This window comes from Promicromonospora sp. NPDC052451 (assembly GCF_044547525.1).
In the GTDB taxonomy this organism is placed as follows: Bacteria; Actinomycetota; Actinomycetes; order Actinomycetales; family Cellulomonadaceae; genus Promicromonospora.
Window position 1 is genome coordinate 297,639 of record NZ_JBIUAP010000001.1, and the last position, 16,965, is coordinate 314,603.

The 16,965-nt window shown below is 72.2% G+C and carries 16 protein-coding genes; 11 read left to right on the forward strand and 5 right to left on the reverse strand.

The annotated features are described in order from the left end of the window. Positions 1-48: 48 nt before the first annotated feature. Both ACIG47_RS01290 and ACIG47_RS01295 read right to left on the reverse strand, forming a co-directional pair. The gene (locus ACIG47_RS01290; RefSeq protein WP_397429287.1) at positions 49-1,914 is read right to left on the reverse strand and encodes a glycoside hydrolase family 2 protein; all 1,866 of its coding nucleotides are present in this window, start codon (positions 1,912-1,914) and stop codon (positions 49-51) included. Positions 1,915-2,032: 118 nt separating this feature from the next. After that, entirely contained in the window at positions 2,033-3,070 is a 1,038-nt protein-coding gene (locus ACIG47_RS01295; protein ID WP_397412306.1) for a LacI family DNA-binding transcriptional regulator, read from the reverse strand. A 191-nt stretch (positions 3,071-3,261) separates the two neighbouring features. On the opposite strand from ACIG47_RS01295, the gene ACIG47_RS01300 reads away from it, so the two are divergent. From ACIG47_RS01300 to ACIG47_RS01315, 4 genes are read left to right on the forward strand one after another with little or no spacing between them, the layout of a single operon-like run. Continuing rightward, positions 3,262-4,575, forward strand: a complete 1,314-nt coding sequence (locus ACIG47_RS01300; protein WP_397429288.1) for an extracellular solute-binding protein — start codon at positions 3,262-3,264, stop codon at positions 4,573-4,575. Between the two features lie 17 nt (positions 4,576-4,592). Continuing rightward, positions 4,593-5,561, forward strand: coding sequence for a carbohydrate ABC transporter permease (locus tag ACIG47_RS01305; RefSeq protein WP_397412310.1), 969 nt, complete (start codon positions 4,593-4,595; stop codon positions 5,559-5,561). 1 nt (position 5,562) lies between these two features. Then, a complete protein-coding gene (locus ACIG47_RS01310; RefSeq protein ID WP_397429289.1) occupies positions 5,563-6,474 on the forward strand; it encodes a carbohydrate ABC transporter permease in 912 nt (303 codons plus the stop codon). A gap of 17 nt (positions 6,475-6,491) precedes the next feature. After that, positions 6,492-7,550 carry an App1 family protein gene (locus ACIG47_RS01315; protein WP_397429290.1) on the forward strand — a complete coding sequence of 353 codons (1,059 nt, stop codon included), beginning with the start codon at positions 6,492-6,494 and terminating at the stop codon, positions 7,548-7,550. 139 nt (positions 7,551-7,689) lie between these two features. Here ACIG47_RS01315 and ACIG47_RS01320 read toward each other — a convergent pair whose 3' ends face one another. Further along, positions 7,690-8,931, reverse strand: coding sequence for an NYN domain-containing protein (locus ACIG47_RS01320; RefSeq protein ID WP_397429291.1), 1,242 nt, complete (start codon positions 8,929-8,931; stop codon positions 7,690-7,692). Positions 8,932-9,091: 160 nt separating this feature from the next. Between ACIG47_RS01320 and ACIG47_RS01325 the strand changes: the two genes are divergently transcribed. Then, complete coding sequence (locus ACIG47_RS01325; RefSeq protein WP_397429292.1) at positions 9,092-9,700, forward strand: TetR family transcriptional regulator; 609 nt, start codon at positions 9,092-9,094, stop codon at positions 9,698-9,700. Between the two features lie 47 nt (positions 9,701-9,747). Beyond that, on the forward strand, positions 9,748-10,620 hold the full coding sequence (locus ACIG47_RS01330; protein ID WP_397412320.1) for an LLM class F420-dependent oxidoreductase: 873 nt from the start codon (positions 9,748-9,750) through the stop codon (positions 10,618-10,620). A gap of 18 nt (positions 10,621-10,638) precedes the next feature. Here ACIG47_RS01330 and ACIG47_RS01335 read toward each other — a convergent pair whose 3' ends face one another. Together ACIG47_RS01335 and ACIG47_RS01340 are read right to left on the reverse strand one after the other, a co-directional pair. After that, complete coding sequence (locus ACIG47_RS01335; RefSeq protein WP_397429293.1) at positions 10,639-11,253, reverse strand: DNA-3-methyladenine glycosylase I; 615 nt, start codon at positions 11,251-11,253, stop codon at positions 10,639-10,641. Positions 11,254-11,372: 119 nt separating this feature from the next. Beyond that, positions 11,373-12,251, reverse strand: coding sequence for a TetR/AcrR family transcriptional regulator (locus ACIG47_RS01340; protein WP_397412324.1), 879 nt, complete (start codon positions 12,249-12,251; stop codon positions 11,373-11,375). A gap of 120 nt (positions 12,252-12,371) precedes the next feature. On the opposite strand from ACIG47_RS01340, the gene ACIG47_RS01345 reads away from it, so the two are divergent. The 5 genes from ACIG47_RS01345 to ACIG47_RS01365 all read left to right on the forward strand — a co-directional run bounded on the left by ACIG47_RS01345 (position 12,372) and on the right by ACIG47_RS01365 (position 16,926). Then, positions 12,372-13,340 carry an ATP-binding cassette domain-containing protein gene (locus ACIG47_RS01345; protein WP_397429294.1) on the forward strand — a complete coding sequence of 323 codons (969 nt, stop codon included), beginning with the start codon at positions 12,372-12,374 and terminating at the stop codon, positions 13,338-13,340. Then, a complete protein-coding gene (locus ACIG47_RS01350; RefSeq protein WP_397429295.1) occupies positions 13,337-14,104 on the forward strand; it encodes an ABC transporter permease in 768 nt (255 codons plus the stop codon). Before ACIG47_RS01345 ends, ACIG47_RS01350 begins: the two co-directional genes overlap by 4 nt. Positions 14,105-14,163: 59 nt before the next feature. Beyond that, positions 14,164-14,883, forward strand: coding sequence for a DUF2306 domain-containing protein (locus ACIG47_RS01355; protein WP_397412329.1), 720 nt, complete (start codon positions 14,164-14,166; stop codon positions 14,881-14,883). A gap of 31 nt (positions 14,884-14,914) precedes the next feature. Then, positions 14,915-15,532 (forward strand): DinB family protein, encoded by a 618-nt coding sequence (locus tag ACIG47_RS01360; protein WP_397429296.1) that lies wholly within the window; start codon positions 14,915-14,917, stop codon positions 15,530-15,532. A 188-nt stretch (positions 15,533-15,720) separates the two neighbouring features. Continuing rightward, positions 15,721-16,926: a M15 family metallopeptidase gene (locus tag ACIG47_RS01365; protein ID WP_397429297.1), complete on the forward strand. Its 1,206-nt coding sequence runs from the start codon at positions 15,721-15,723 to the stop codon at positions 16,924-16,926. Positions 16,927-16,965: the final 39 nt, after the last annotated feature.

The window sequence follows — 16,965 nt, forward strand, 5'->3', positions numbered from 1 at the left end:
CATGCAGGTCACCCGGCTGACCTGCATGTCTGACACGTGGCGGAGGGTTCAGTCCGTCGGCTTCTCGAAGGCCGCCGGACGCACCTGCACGGCGCGCACGCGGTCCACGTCGAGCTTCACGCTGCGGTCGAACCGGTAGATGCCGTTCTCCTCCTGGAACACGTCGGTGAGCTGCGTGTAGCAGTAGCCGAACATGAGCGGGTCGTCCAGCAGCGCGTCCGTCAGGCCCGCGAACCGGGTGTGGAACTCCTCCTCGTCCGCGACGCGCTGGCCGTAGCCCCACGAGTCGGGCGAGCTGCCCGAGGCGCTCGCCGCCGTCTCCGGGTTCCACCAGATGCCGCCGTACTCGCTGACGAAATAGGGCTGGCCGTTGTACGGCTGGGAGATCGGCGTGCCGTTGTCCCGCTCGTTCCCGTAGGGCTTGCCGTCCGCCAGCCCGCCCACCAGCTCCGTGAACTTCGCCGGGTCCTGCTCGTACAGGTGCGAGTCCCAGACGTCGGTCTCCGGCACGCGGTGCGCGTAGCCGCTGGCGTCCAGCACCGGCCGCGACGGGTCGGCGGCCTTGGTCGCGAGCCACATGCTGCGGGTCACGTCGTCGAGCTGCGTGATCCGGTCGTGCAGGTCCTGGTGCGTCTCGTTCAGCGGGCACCAGCCGATGATCGCCGGGTGCGAGTAGTCGCGCTGCAGCGCCTCCAGCCACTCGGCCACGTACGACGTCGTGGGCCGCTGACCGTCCTGCGGCGTGCCGTAGCCGCTGACGCCCCAGTCGCCGAACTCGCCCCACACCAGGTACCCGAGACGGTCGGCGTGGAACAGGTAGCGCTCCTCGAAGACCTTCTGGTGCAGGCGGGCCCCGTTGAACCCGGCCTCCAGACCCAGCTCGATGTCGCGCGCGAGGGCCTCGTCGGACGGCGCCGTCATGAGCGACTCCGGCCAGTAGCCCTGGTCCAGCACCAGGCGCTGGAACACGTGCTCGCCGTTGATCCGGATGGCGTGCCCGTCGATCGAGACGGAGCGCAGTCCGCCGTAGGACCGCACCGAGTCCACGACGGCGCCCGACGCGTCACGCAGCTCGACGTCGATGCCGTACAGGTGCGGGTCCTCCGGACCCCAGGTGCGCACCCGGTCCGCGGGGATCACGACGCGCAGCGCCGGGGCCAGGTCGAGGTCGGCGCGCGCGGTGGCGCTCGCGACCTCGCCGTCGGCATCGGTCACCGTCACGGCCACCGTGTGCCCGCGTCGGTTCGCCGACAGCGGCACGACGACGTCGAACGCCGAGCTCGACAGGTCCGGCGTGATCCGCGGGCGGCGCAGGTGCGTGGCGGGCACCGGCTCCAGCCACACGGTCTGCCAGATGCCCGTGGTGCGCGTGTAGTTGCACTCGAAGTTCGCGTAGCGGTTGCTCTGCTTGCCGCGGGCCTGCGGCCCGTGCCGCGTGTCCCGCGCCCGCACGACGACGGTGACCGTGTCGCCCGGGCTCGCGACGCCGTGCAGGTCGGCCGTGAACGGGGTGAACCCGCCGCGGTGCCGCACCACCTCGGTGCCGTCGACCCAGACGGTCGTGTCGTGGTCGACCGCGCCGAAGTGCAGCAGCACGTGCGGGTCGTCGCCCACGGCGGCCCACTCGGCGGGAACCGTGACCTCGCGGCGGTACCAGACCGCCTCCAGGAAGTCGGTGTTCTCGATGCCGGAGAGCTGCGACTCCGGGGCGAAGGGCACGGTGATCTCGTCCCGCAGCGGCTGCTCGACGAGACCCCGCTCGAGCCCGGAGTCGCCCGGGTCGATCTCGAACTGCCAGGTGCCGTTGAGGTTGAGCCAGCGGTCGCGGGCCATCTGCGGGCGGGGGTACTCGGGACGCGGGACGGCGGTGGGTGTCGCCGCGCCGGCGGGCGAGAAGCGGTCGAGGAAGGTCATCAGCTGCTCCATTGCGTCTACGACAGGTGCGCGGCGATTCAACACGCCTTCGCGAAAGAATGCAACGTTGTATCAACCTGGGATCGTGCCGACGACCCGCTCACCCCACCCCACCACGTCAGACGCGGCTGCTCTCGCGGACCAGCAGGCGGTGCGGCACGAGCGCGTCGACCGGCTCGACGGAGGGCTTCTCGACCTGGGCGAGGATGCGGTCCACGGCGGTCTCCGCGATGGCCCGCAGGTCCGGCGCCACGGTGGTCAGGGACGGGTTCGAGAACCGGCCGTCCTCGGTGTTGTCCCAGCCCGTCACGGCCAGGTCGGCGGGCACGCGGACGCCGTTGAGCCGCAGGACGTGCAGGGCGCCCAGCGCCAGCTCGTCGTTGGCGCAGACCAGCCCGTCGATCTGGTCGATCCGCGGCAGCACCGCCTCCACCGTCGCAGCACCCGAGGGCCGGGAGAACTGGTCGACCTGGAGCACCCAGCGCTCGTCCACGTCGACCCCGGCGGCGGCGTGGGCGTCGACAAAACCCTGGACGCGCTGCGCACCGGTGCGGCCGGCGCCGCGCGGCTCGGCGCCGAGGAACCCCAGCCGGTGCCGCCCGGCCTCCAGCAGGTGCGCCGTGACCTGCGCGGCCGCGGCCACGTTGTCGATGCTCACGTGGTCCGTGCGGCGTTCGCGCGACGGGTCGGGATCGGCGCGCTCACCGAGCAGCACGAGCGGCACCGGGCCCCGGACCTCGTCGATCTCGGCCGGGGTGAGCTCCAGCGGGGAGAAGATGATGCCGTCGATCGCCTGCACGTCGAAGCCGCGCGCCACCTCCAGCTCGGTGTCCCGCGAGGAGCGCGTCTCCTCGATGAGCACCCGGTACCCGCGGGCGCCCGCGACGTCGATCAGCTCGTGCGCCAGCACCGAGAAGTAGGGGGCGTGCACCCACGGCACGGCGAGGGCGAGCGTGTTGGTGCGGCCGCGCCGGAGCTGGCGACCAGCCAGGTTGGGCCGGTAGCCGAGGTCCGCGATCACCGCCTCCACCCGGGCCCTGGTGGCCTCGCCCACCCGGCCCGTGCCGTTGACCACGTTGGACACGGTCTTCCAGGAGACCCCCGCGGCAGCGGCGACCTCCTTGATGCCTACCCGACGGCCTGTTCGTTCCGACAACCCTTCACTTCCTTCCGCCCCTTCGCCCCTTGACGGGACGCGCAGCCTAGTCCATCGTGATCCAACGTTGGAGCGCAACGTTGCACCATGGGAGGTCGATGATGACCGTGTTTCGAGGACGCGGCAGCGCGGGGCAAGGAAGCCCCGCGCCCGGGTCGAGTGCCCGCCTTCGCGCGGGCAGTTCTGCAGGAATGAGCCGGCGCGACCTGCTCAAGGCGGCCCTCGTGGGCGCCGGAGGCGTCGCGCTGGGCGGCACGCTCGCCGGGTGTGCCACACCCAGCGCCGCGGGCGCGGGCAAGACCGCGGTGATGATCTGGGACCTCTTCTCGGGCGGTGACGGCGCGCTCATGCAGGAGATGGTCGGCACCGTCGCGGCGGCCAACCCGGACATCGCCGTCCAGTCGACCACCCTCGCCTGGGGGCCGCCCTACTACACCAAGCTCGCCATGGCCTCGTCCGGCGGACGTCCGCCGGAGGCCGCCGTCATGCACATGTCACGGCTCGCCGGGTATGCGCCCGGCGGGCTGCTCGAACCGTTCGACCTCGACGCGCTGGCGGAGCTCGGGATCACCGAGGCCGACTTCGCGCCGGCGGTGTGGGAGAAGGCGCAGTACGACGGGCAGCTCTACGCCCTGCCGCTCGACACCCACCCGTACATCATGTTCAACAACCCGGCGATCATCGCGGACGCGGGCCTCGCCACGGCGGACGGTCTGCTCGACCTCGATGCCGTGGCGGGCGCGGACAACTTCCTCGACGCAGGCCGCGCGATGGCCGAGGTGACCGGCGAGACCGGCGTCGGCTGGGGCTACCAGCGTGACCCCGCCGGCTGCTGGCGCATGTTCTGGGGCCTCTACTCCCAGAACGGCGGCGAGTACGAGCTGACGCCGGGCCGCCCCGCGGCGCTCGACGAGGAGGCCGCCGCCGAGGTCTTCGAGTTCCTCCAGGCGATGGTGGACGGCGAGGTCGCCGCCAAGAACCAGGACGGCAACGCAGCGTCCGCACGGTTCATGTCGAACCGCACCGGCGCGATGTTCGCCGGCGAGTGGGACCTGCCGATGTTCCGCGACGCGAACCCCGACGTCGGTGCCACGCAGTTCCCGGCGATCTTCGACACCCCCGCCAACTACGCCGACTCCCACTCGTTCGTGCTGCCCAAGCAGGGCACGCCCGACCCCGCCGCCCGGGAGGCCACCTACCGGGTGCTCGCCGGGATCCTGAAGGAGGGGCTGACCTGGGCCTCCGCCGGACACATCCCGGCGTACCAGCCCATCGTCGCCGAGCCCGCCTACCAGGAGCTCACGCCGCAGCGCGACTACGCGCCCGCGGCCGAGGTCGCCGTCTTCGACCCCGACGCCTGGTTCACCGGCGGCGGGAGCGACTTCCAGACCCGCATGGCCGACGCCATGACCGACACCCTGGCCGGCGTGGCCCCGCCGCGCACCGCCGTGACCCGGATGCTGAGCGAGATGGACCGCTTCCTCGCCCTGCCCAACCCCGCCTGATCGAGAGGACGACGACGATGACTGTCTCGAACGCCAGCGTCACCGCTGTCCCCGGCCGGGCGGCGTCCGGCCGGCGGACCTCTGCGGACCGGGCCCGTGCGGCCACCGGTCCGACCAGCAAGTCCCTGCGTGAGCGGGACCGTTCCGGCTACCTGTTCGTCGCGCCGTTCGCCGTGGCGACGGGGCTCTTCCTGGTGCTGCCGACGCTCTACGGCCTGTGGATGAGCTTCACGAACCAGAGCCTCACCGGCACCGGCAGCGAGTTCATCGGGTTCGCCAACTACGCCGAGGCCTTCAGCGACCCGCAGGTCTGGCAGACGCTCTGGCACACCGTGTGGTTCACGATCCTCAGCACCGTGCCGCTCGTGCTGGTGGCGCTCGTCATGGCGCTGCTCGTGCACACCGGCCTGCCGGGGCAGTGGGTGTGGCGCATGTCGTTCTTCGCGCCGTACCTGCTGACCAGCGCCGTCGTGTGGCACCTGAGCAACTGGATGTTCCAGCCCGACATCGGCCTGCTCGACACCTGGGTCGCCGCGATCGGCCTGGAGCCCATCGGCTGGCTCACCGACGAGAACGTCGCGATGTTCTCCATCGCCGGGGTCACCGTGTGGTGGACCGTGGGCTTCAACTTCCTGCTCTACCTGGCCGCCCTGCAGGGCATCCCGCAGCAGCAGTACGAGGCGGCCACCATCGACGGCGCGGGCGGCTGGCGTCGCCTGTTCTCCATCACGCTGCCGCAGCTGCGCACCATCACCGGCGTCATCCTGGTGCTCCAGCTGCTCGCCTCGCTCAAGGTGTTCGACCAGATCTACATGCTGACCGCGGGCGGTCCGAACGGCAGCACGCGGCCGATCCTCGAGTACATCTACGACACGGGATTCACGAACTACCGGCTCGGCTACGCCTCCGCGATCTCGTACGTCTTCTTCGCCCTGATCCTCGTGTTCACGCTGGTGCGGCTCCTGCCGACCCGGAAGGAGGCCTGACATGGCCGTCGCCGACATGGCCGTCGCCCGCCGGGCGAAGGCACAGCAGACCCGTGCCGAGAACCGGGCGCTCACCCGGCTGACGATCGGCCCCTCGCCCTGGGCCCGTGCCGGAGCGATCGCCGCGCTCGTGGTCATCGCCGCGGCGTGGCTCGTCCCGATCGTGTGGGGTGCGATCACGAGCTTCAAGCACGAGGCGGAGGCAGCGCTGCCCGCCTCGCTGCTGCCGACGATGGGCTGGACCGTCGAGGCCTACCAGAAGGTGCTCGGCAACAGCGACCTGCCGCTGTGGATGTGGAACAGCCTGGTCGTCGCCGTGCTCGTCACCGCGCTGACCGTGCTGATCTCGGCGATGGCGGCCTTCGCCTTCTCGCAGACGGTCTTCAAGGGCCGGGCGCTCATGCAGTGGCTCACGCTCGCGGCGATCATGATGCCCGGGCAGATCCTCATCGTGCCGCTGTTCCGGGAGATGCAGGTGCTCGGGCTCGTGGACACGTTCGCGGGCATCGTGCTGCCGCAGGTGGTGGCACCCGTCATGGTCTTCATCCTCAAGCGCTTCTTCGACGCCATACCCCAGGAGCTGCTCGACGCCGCCCGCATCGACGGCGCCAACTCCTGGCGGCTGTTCTGGACCATCGTGCTGCCGCTGTCGCGGTCGATCCTGGTGGCCGTGGCGATCTTCGTGTTCATCGGCGCGTGGAACAACTTCCTGTGGCCGTTCATCGTCACGACCGACCCGCAGTTCATGACCCTGCCGGTGGGTCTGTCCACCGTCAAGGACGCCTACGGCGTGCAGTACGCGCAGAACATGGCGTCCGCGATGATCGCGGCGCTGCCGCTGCTCGTGGTGTTCATGCTGTTCCAGCGGCGCATCGTGCAGGGCGTCGCGACGACGGGCATGGGCGGGCAGTAGTACGCCAGAATCGGGACGTGGCCACCCCGACCCCGCATCCCTCGCAGCGTCCGCACCTCGCCGCGGTGGTGGAGGACCGCCTCTACGCCGCGGCGGGGTGGCTGCTCGGCCACCTCGGCTGGCGGCCCCGGCTGGAGACGTACACCGGGTACGGCACGCCGGACCGGGTGCGGGTGCTCGCGCGCGTGCTGCTCGCACCGCGCGGGCACGCAGGCCCGGAACGGGAGCGGGCCCGCGCCGCCCGGCGCGGGTTCCGCCACTTCCTGACCGTCCCGGCCCCGCACCGGACCGTCGTGCTGCGGCTCGGGGACAACATGTCGGAGATCGTCAGCGACCGGGCCGGCTACGTCGACGTCGAGCTGCCCGTCACCGGGCCGCTGTCCGCCGGTAGCCGCACCGCGGTGCTGGAGTGCCCGGACGGTCCCGGACTCGTGCGGGCCGAGGCCGAGATCCTGGTGCTCGGCGACGACGTCCGGTTCGGCGTGGTGAGCGACATGGACGACACGACCATGGTGACCGCGGTGCCGCGCCCGCTGCTCGCCGCCTGGAACACGTTCGTGCGGCACGCCAGCGCGCGCCGCGCGGTGCCGGGTATGGCCGAGCTGTACCGGACCGTGCGCGAGGCGCACCCGGACGCGACCTTCTTCTACCTCTCCACCGGCGCCTGGAACACCGCCGGCACGCTGCGGGCCTTCCTCGCCCGGCACGGGTACCCGGCCGGGCCGCTGCTGCTCACCGACTGGGGGCCGACCCTGACCGGCTGGTTCCGGAGCGGCCCCGCGCACAAGGAGGCGAGCCTCGACCTGCTGATGTCCTGGTTCCCGCAGGTGCGCTGGCTGCTGGTCGGCGACGACGGGCAGCGTGACCCCGAGATCTACGACCGGGTCGTGCGGCGGTGGCCCGGCCGGGTACGAGCCGTCGCGATCCGGCAGCTCACCGGAGGCGAGCAGGTGCTCGCCGGGAACGCGCCGAGCAGTGGTGAGAGCCCTACCGGCGGCGAGCCGGTCCCGACCGTCGCCGGGCGGGACGGCGTCGAGCTCGCGCGGAGGCTGGGCGAGGTGCCGGGGGTGCTCTGAGCGCCTCCGGCCTCGTTCCTCGGCCCCTACCCTGCGCTGCGCCTCCGGCTCAGGCTCTTCTGGTGGCCGCCTGAGCCTGCGGCTTCGCTCCGGGCGGGTGCCTCGTTCCTCGGCCCCCACCCTGCGCTGCGCCTCCGGCTCAGGCGGTGACCAGGTAGTCGTCGGCGTCGTCGTCCCAGGCCAGCGAGACCGTGCCTGCCGTCTCCGCCGCCTTCGCGAACTGGAGGAACCCGCGGAAGCCGAGCGCCTTCTCGGAGAAGTCGGGGCGCCGCTTGCGCACCGCGTTCTTCAGGCCGGACAGGGCGGCGGAGCCGTTGGCCTCCTGCACGACGTCGCGCAGCAGCGCGAACGCGGCGTCCGTGTCGCCCTGCTCCGGCAGCGACACCTCCGGGTCGCCGGCCGACGGGCCCGCGGCGAGCTCGACGAACCCGCGGTCCGCGAGGAACCGCAGGAACTCGCCGAACGTGCGGAAACCGTAGTCCGACTCGCTGAACGTCGGGTCCTTGCGCAGCAGGGTGCGCTTCAGGGCGGAGGCCGTCACGGCCCCGCTCGTAGAGGACTGCAGGTCGGCCAGGGTCTGCGCGACGCGCACCTCCATGGGCACGTCGTCCTCCGGCTCGGGCACGTCGGCCTCCGCCTCCGGCGCGGCCTCGACCGGCGCCGGTGCGGGCTCCGCCTTCTTGCGCCGCCGGGTGGCGGGCCTGGCCTCGGGCTCGGGCGCCGTCTCCGGGGTGGTGGTCTCGGCGACCGCCTCGGCCACGGCTTCCGCCACGGCCTCGGCCGCCTTGGTGCGCCGCGAGGTCGACGGTGCCTTCTGCGTGCCGGACCGCTCGGTCGTCGCGGGGGCCTTGCGCGCCCGCGAGCCGCGCTTGGGGGCCGGGGCACCCTGGTCCTCGTCGGGCACCTCGACGCCCTCGAGGCGGTCGTAGAAGAGGAACTCGTCGCACGCCGCCGGCAGCAGGCGCGACGTCGACTTCTCGACGCCGACACCGATGACGCGCTTGTTCAGCTCGCGCAGCTTGTGGACGAGCGGGGAGAAGTCGCTGTCGCCCGTGCACATGACGAACGTGGAGATGTAGTCGCGCTCGAAGGCCATCTCGATGGCGTCGACCACCATCTTGATGTCGGCGGCGTTCTTGCGGGAGGCGCCCATCCGCTGCGTCATCTCGATCAGCTCGACCTGGTGTCGCGTCAGCATGCGCCGGTCCTCGTCGAAGTACGACCAGTCCGCGTAGGCCCGCCGTGCCACCACGCGCCCGCGCACGGCGAGGGCGTCGGCGATCGGTCCGAAGTCGAACTGCATCCCGCCCAGGTGTTCCCGGGCGCCCAGCGCCAGGTTCTCGTAGTCGATGAAGACTGCCAGGCGTTCCTCGAGGTCCATGTCCGCCACTCTAGGGGGTTTCGTCCACCGGGAGCTGTCGGCGGGCCGGCCCGCCGCCGCCGGAGGCGCTCCGCATGCAGAAATCGGTGAGCGGGTGAAACGTTGTCGCGGGACCCTGTTTCGCCCGCACCGTGACGTGTCCGTTACCTAGGATCGGTACATGGCCGAGACGACCGTGGTGCGTGAGGACCCGATCTCCAGCCGGAGCCGGATCATCGCGGCTGCGGCACGGCTCACGTGCGCCGACGGCTGGTCGAAGGTGACGATGGGCCGCCTCGCCACCGAGGCCGGGGTGAGCCGGCAGACCGTCTACAACGCGGTGGGCAGCCGGGAGGACCTCGCGGAGGCCATGGTGCTGACGGAGTCGGCCAAGTTCATCGTCCAGATCGCCGAGGGATTCGACGAGCACCCGGACTCCTTGCTGTCGGCCATCCGCGCGGTCCTGGAGAAGACGCTGCTCCTCGCCGAGGGGAACGCTCTGCTGCGTGCCGTGGTCTCCGCGACGCACGGGGCCGACACCGAGCTGCTGCCGCTGCTGACCACTCACGCGGAGTCGCTGCTCGGCACGGTCAAGGTCGTGGTGCAGGACAGGGTGGACCAGTACGAGGTCGACCTGGAGCCGGAGCGGGTCGCGGCGGTCATCGACCTCGTGGTGCGGTCGGCGTTGAGCCATGTCATGCAGCCGTCCGGGACTCCGCGCGAGACCGCCGAGCAGATCACCTGGGTCGTGGCCCAGGTCACGGGGCGCCGGGCCGGCACCGTCGCCTGATGGCCGGTCCCGCTTGACGCCGCCGGGCGGCGGAGGAGGATCGAGGCATGCGAATCGGCACACACTTCATGCGCTTCGACTCCATGGACCCCGCCGGCATGCGCACCGAGCTGGCGGACGCCGCCCGGTACGCCGACGACGGCGGCGTCGCGTGGATCTCCGTGATGGACCACTACTTCCAGATGGAGCACCAGGGCTTCCCGGCGTCGGACCCGATGCTGGAGGCCTACACGACGCTCGGCTACCTGGCCGGTGTGACCGAGAAGGTCCAGCTCGGCGCCCTGGTCACGGGCGTGACCTACCGCTACCCGGGCCTGCTGGCCAAGATCGTGGCGTCGCTCGACGTGGTCTCGGGCGGACGGGCGACCTTCGGCATCGGCGCGGCCTGGTACGACAAGGAGCACGCGGCGCTCGGAGTGCCGTTCCCGCCGGTCCGGGAGCGTTTCGAGATGCTCGAGGAGACGGTCCGGATCGCGCGCCAGATGTACGACCCGGACAACGACGGCCCCTTCGAGGGCAAGCACTACCGGCTCGCCGAGACGCTGTGCTCGCCCCAGCCGCTGTCGAAGCCCGAGATCATGATCGGCGGTTCCGGCGAGAAGAAGACCCTCCGGCTGGTGGCGCAGTACGCGGACGCGTGCAACCTCTTCGCCGAGACGCCGGAGCGGCTGCGCCACCTGCTCGACGTGCTGCACCGGCACTGCGACGACGTCGGCCGCGACCCGGCCGACATCCGCGTGACGATGCTGCACCGCGGTGCCCCGATCGGTCCCGGTGACACCGCGGCGTTCGTCGAGGAGATGCGCGGGTTCTCCGGGAACGGCGTCGACACCGTGATCCTGCGGCCGCCCGCCACGTCGCTCGCCGCCTGGGTCCGCGACGCGGTGCTCCCGGTCGTCGAACCGTGCGCCGAGCTGTGACGACCGGCCGGCCCGCCCCTACCCGGTCGTGGTGACGCGGCCGAGCACCACGGGGCACGTGGCCAGGTGGTCGTCCACCAGGCCGCAGGCCTGCATCGCCGCGTAGGCCGTGGTGGGCCCGATGAACCGGAAGCCCTCCTTCTTCAGGGCCTTGCTCAGGGCCTTCGACTCGTCGGTCGACGCCGGTACCTCGCCGAAGGTGGCGGCCCGGCGGCGGTCCGCCGGTGCGGGAGCGAAGGACCAGAACAGCTCGTCCAGCGTGCGGCCCGAGTCGTGCAGGGCCACGACGGCGCGCGCGTTGTCGATCGTCGCCTCGATCTTCATCCGGTTGCGGATGATGCGGCTGTCGGCGAGCAGCCGTTCGACGTCGTCCGTGCCGAACGCGGCCACCCGTTCCGGGTCGAAGTCCGCGAACACCTCCCGGAACGCGGGTCGCTTGCGCAGCACGGTGATCCACGAGAGCCCGGACTGGAAGCCCTCCAGCGCGATCCGTTCCAGCAGGGCGGACTCCCCGTGCACGGGGACACCCCACTCGGTGTCGTGGTAGGTCTCGTAGAGCGGGTCGCCGTCGCCGAAGCAGCGCACCGCGACGGTGGTCTCCGGCCCGGTGCCGGTCAGCTGGTCACTTGTCACGGCACCACTCTGACGCACACCACTGACACTCCGTGGGCTCAGGGCACCTGCCTGTGCACGACGTCCGAAATCCGCTGCTTGTGGACGCACTGGCCCCGGCCCGTCGCCTCAGGACGGTCTCACTCGTCGGCGGGGAGTGCACCGCGCCGTCGTAGATATGCCTCGATGCCGTCGAGCAGCACGGTGATCCCGAACGAGATGTCGTCGTCGGTCGGCGCACTCGCCCCGGACCTGCTTGCCCCGGATCCACCCGGTGCCGCGAACGCCGCGAGCAGGTGCGGATAGGTCGCAGGGTCGGCGAACCGGACGAGCATCGCGTCGAACCCGGCGTAGGGGTCGGCCGCCTCGATCGCCGCGGGGTCCAGGTCGGACTCCGGCGTGTCGTCGGGCAGGCCGGCGGCATGCCGGGCCTGACGCACGGCGGCCCGGCGGGACTCCACGTGCACTCGTGCCTCGCCCAGGACGTGCTGTGCGAGCAGGCCCACGACGGCGAGCTTCTCGTCCGCCGGCAGGTCGACCGTGCGGAGCACGCCGAACGCCTGGTCCATCCAGCGCAGGCGGTTGGGTCCGGGCAGGACGGCGGACAGCGGCAGCTCCAGCATCCACGGCCGGGCCAGGCTGACGTCGATCTGGGCGCGGGTCCAGGCCTCCAGCCCGGCACGCCAGCCGTCGTCGGTCGGTATGTCCGGCAGGTCGGCGGCCACGGCGTCCGCCATGAGGACCAGCAGCTCGTCCTTGTCGGACACGTGCCGGTACAGCGCCATGGGCGTGTAGCCGACGGCCTCGGCGATGCGCGCCATCGAGACGGCGGCGAGCCCTTCGGCGTCGGCCAGCTCCATCGCGGCGCGCACGATCCGCGCCGTCGACAGGGCGGGCCGGGGCCCGCGCCGCCGTGGCGCCGGTGCGCCCCAGAGCCGGCGCAGGACGGCGGGCGGCTCGTCCGCCGGGCCGGCACCGCGCGGCGGTTCGGTGGGTTCGGGCGTGCTGTCGGTGCTCATCGGTTCCCATCCTGCCTCGATCGGACCGCTGACCCGGGACGAAACTCTCTTGACCGCATACTGTTTACGCCCCACACTAAAACGCGTAGGACATAAACAGTAACTGTCGAGAGGAAGACCATGGCTGCCATCGTCACCGCGGAAGGGCTGCGCAAGTCCTTCGCCCGGCGCGGCTCCGCGAGCCCGCCCGTGCTGGACGGGCTCGACCTGGAGCTCGGCGAGGGCGAGGTCCTCGCGCTGCTCGGGCCCAACGGCGCGGGCAAAACCACCACCGTCCGCATCCTGTCCACGCTGCTGCGCCCGGACGCCGGCCGCGCGACCGTCGGCGGGTACGACGTCGTGCGGGATGCACGGCGGGTCCGCGAGATCATCAGCCTCACCGGTCAGCAGGCCGCCGTCGACGACAAGCTGTCCGGGGCGGAGAACCTCACGATGATGGGGAACCTCGCCCACCTGCCGCGCCGGGTCGTGCGCGGCCGGGTCGACGAGCTGCTCACCGCGTTCGACCTCACCGCCGCCGCCGGTCGACGGGTCGGCACCTGGTCGGGCGGCATGCGACGGCGCCTCGACCTGGCGTCGGGCCTGCTGACCAGGCCCCGGGTCATGTTCCTCGACGAGCCCACCACGGGCCTCGACCCGCGGTCGCGGCTCGCCCTGTGGGAGGTCGTCCGCGGCGTGGTGGCCGACGGCACCAGCGTCTTCCTCACCACGCAGTACCTGGAGGAGGCCGACCGGCTCGCCCGGCGCGTGGCGCTCGTCGACGGCGGCCGTGTGGTCGCCGAGGGCGGTCCCGCCCGGCTCAAGCGCGAGGTCGGCGAGGCCGGCGTCGAGCTCGTCCTCGCCTCCGTGCCCGACGCCGCCCGCGTCGCCGCCGGGCTGGCCTCCGGCACGGTCGACGGCGCCCGGGTGCGCGTGCCCACCGACGGTTCCGTGGGACACGTGCGGTCGGTGCTGGCCGCGGTCGAGGCGACCGGCGTCACGCCCGAGCACTGGGAGGTGCGGGCGCCGAGCCTCGACGACGTCTTCCTGGCGCTGACCGGGCACACCGGTCGGGCGCGCCCGGCGAGCTCCGCGGGGGTGGCGGCATGACGTACCTGCTCAGAGACGTCTCGACGATGACCGTCCGCGGGCTGCGGCTCGTCTCGCGGGACGTGGACGCCATGATCACCGCGGTCGTGCTGCCGGTGGTCATCCTGCTGATGTTCGTGCTCGTCTTCGGCGGCGCGGTGGACATCGGCACCGAGTACATCAACTACGTGACCCCGGGCGTGATCCTGCTGGCGGCCGGGTTCGGTGCCGCCAGCACGGCGATGGCGGTCGAGCGGGACATGTCCGGCGGCATGGTGGAGCGGCTCCGGTCGATGCCGGTCACGGCCTGGACGGTCCTGTCGGGGCACGTGGTCGCGAGCCTGGCGAAGAACCTCGTCACCACCGCGATCGTGTTCGGCGTCTCGATCCTGCTGGGGTTCCGGCCCGAGGCCTCCCCGCTGGGATGGCTCGCCGCCGTCGGCATGATCCTGCTGTTCGTCGGCTGGATCACGTGGCTCGCCGCCCTGGTGGGGGTGCTGGTCCGCTCGCCCGACGCCGCGGGTGGGTTCTCCTTCGCCGTGATGTTCCTGCCGTACGTGTCGAGCGCGTTCGTGCCCGTCGACACGTTGCCCCGCTGGTTGCGCGGGTTCGCCGAGCACCAGCCGGTGACGCCCGTGATCGAGACGGTGCGCGGCCTGCTCGCGGGCGACGCCGCGAGCGTGACCGGACCGGGCGGCGCGGCGGTCCTCGCCGTCGTCTGGTGCGCCGGCCTCGGGCTCCTGTTCGCGGTGGCGGCCGGCCTGGCGTTCCGGGCCCGGCGCTGACCCCCCTCCCTCCGACCCCGACCGGGCGTGCGCCCGGTCCCGGCGAAAGCAGGTACGACATGACAACGACGACGTCCGCACCGCCCGGCCCGGCCCGCGCCGCCCGGCAGGTCCGCTGGTGGCGCCGCCCCTGGATCGCGCCGCTCGCGATCGTCACGGGCCTGTTCCTGGTGACGGCGCTGCCGCGATACGTCGGGCTGGATCCGGCCCGTTCCCTGGTGCCCACCGACCGCGGTCCCGCGTTCTACCCCGCCCTCGTGACGCACATCTTCGCGGGGTCGGTCATGCTCACTGCCGCGGTGCTGCAGCTCTGGCCCTGGCTGCGCGCCCGGCACCCGCGGGTGCACCGCTGGAGCGGCCGCACCTACGTGGTCGCGGCGGTGGTGACCGGGGTGGCGGCGCTGGTCACCGCACAGTTCCCGAGCGCGGGCGCGGGACAGCAGGTGGCGAACACGTTCCTGGCGGTGCTGCTGCTGACGTTCACCCTGCTCGGGTTCCGGGCGGTTCGGCAGCGGCGGTTCGGCGACCACCGCGAGTGGATGGTCCGCAGCACCGCGCTGGCGTTCTCGATCGTGACGAACCGGTTCTGGGGTCCCGCGCTCATCATGATCTACGTCCCGGGGGCCTGGACCGACCCCGAGGTCGGCTTCGGCGCACCGGAGATCGAGGGCGCTGCGGTCGCGTCCGCGTGGGTGTCGTGGGTCGTCAACCTGCTGTTCGCGGAGTGGTGGCTGCACCGCAGGCCGCGGAAGCGGACCCGGGTGCCCCGGACCCGGTGAGAGTGTCAGTGGCCCGGTCCAGACTGTCCCCATGACACAGACGACGGACGACCAGGCCGCTGCGGAGCTCGAGCAGAAGCAGATCCTGAAGAAGTACCTCCAGGAGACGCGTGAGGCCCTCGTGTGGAAGCTCGAGGGCCTCACCGAGAAGCAGGCACGCTGGCCGCTGGTGCCGTCGGGCAACAACCTCCTCGGCATCGTCAAGCACTGCGCCAACATCGAGATCGGCTACCTCGGGTCGTGCTTCGGGCGGGAGTGGCCCGACCCGGCGGAGCTCGTCTCCGAGGCGGTCCTCGAGGAGGACCCCCAGGCGGACTGGTACGCGACGGCCGACGAGTCGGTCGCCTCCGTCGTGGACCTCTACCGGCGCGCCTGGGTGTTCTGCGACGAGACCATCGACACCCTGCCGCTCTCCGCGCCGGGGCACGTGCCGTGGTGGCGGGCCGGGGACGTGACGCTGTTCCGCCTGATCGTGCACGTCACCGACGAGATCGCCCGGCACGCCGGCCACGCCGACATCCTCCGGGAGCTGACCGACGAGTCGGTAGGCCTCTACGCGGACAACACCAACATCCCCGACCTGGGGGCGGGCGGGTCCGCGGGGTACGTCGAGAAGCTCAAGAAGCTCGCCGAGCAGGCGGGCGACTAGCGCTCGCGTCCCGGATTCGCCAAACTTCGGCCATGCCCATCGACCCGGAGTCGCCCGAACCTGCCGCGCCGTCGCACGAACCGTCGGCCGGGGACGCTCCGACGGCCGAACCGGATGTATCTCCGCAGGTGGCGACGCCTGGCGAGCCTGTGCCCGGGACATGGCGCCCGCGGTCGGACGGCGGGTCCATGCGCCCCCTCTTCGTCTTCCTGGTGGCGGCCGCGGTGGCCCTGGTGGGCAGCATCGTCTTCGCGCTCGTCCAGGCGGGCAACGGGCGTGAGGCGGAGCAGCTCGCGGACGCGCGCGCCGACGTCGTGCAGGCGGTGGACGAGGGGCGCGCCGCACAGGAGAGCCTGACCGAGCAGATCGCCACCGCGGAGCAGGCGCTCGCATCCACCGAGGGCAAGGTGCTCGACGACGCCGTCCGCGCCGAGCTGGCCGCGCACGTCGCGGCAGCCAAGGAGCTCGGGACCGTCGAACCGCCCGCCGTACCGGAGGCCGGCACCCCCGGCCTGGCGGAGACGGCGGACGCGGACGCGCTGGAGGCGAAGGCGACGGAGTGGGCGATGACCATGCGCACCACCTCGTCGTCGCTCGTCTCGGCCACCCAGGAGGTGCTGGCGTCCAACGAGGGCTGGCAGAAGGCACGCCAGGACGCCCAGGCCAAGGCCCAGGCGGAGGCCGAGGCGAAGCAGCGGACGGCCGCCGAGCTGAAGGAGGCGACGGCGCGGCTCACGGCGGTCAGCGCGCAGCTCAAGATCTCGGTGCGCGACGCCCGGTACACGCTGGACTGGACCAGGAGCGTGGGTGCCCCCGCCGACGTCCGCGCCGCGCTCACCGCGCAGCGGACCGAGGGGCAGGCGGCGCTCGGCACCGGGGCGAACATGAAGGACCCCGCCTCGGTGACGAAGCTGACCCAGCGGCGCGAGAAGGCGCGTGCCGCCATCGAGGCCGCGGCCTGGGACGCGCGGGCCACCGTGGCCGACGGGTCGAACGGACGCCTCGCGCTGGACACGCTGTGCAAGGTGGGCGTGGGACCCGAGGGGCAGGACCAGTACCTGCGGTGCGACGCTGCACGCGCGTGGAAGAAGCTCGGCGTCGCGTTCGAGGCGAAGTTCGGCAAGCCGTTGCGCGTCGAGTACGGTTACCGCCCGTACGACTGGCAGCTCCAGGCGCTCGACGAGTTCGGCAGCGGCCAGGTCGCCGCGCCCGGCACGTCCAACCACGGGTGGGCGCTCGCGATCGACGTCCCGGTGGACGACGGATTCCGGTTCGGGCACCCCGAGTACGAGTGGCTCGCCGCGCACGGGCCGGCCTCCGGCTGGGAGCATCCCGAGTGGGCGCGGGCCGGCGGTGGTCGCGAGGAGCCGTGGCACTTCGAGTACGTCGGCTGAGCGCCGGCCCGCCGGCCGGTCGAGGGCCCGGCCGCCGCG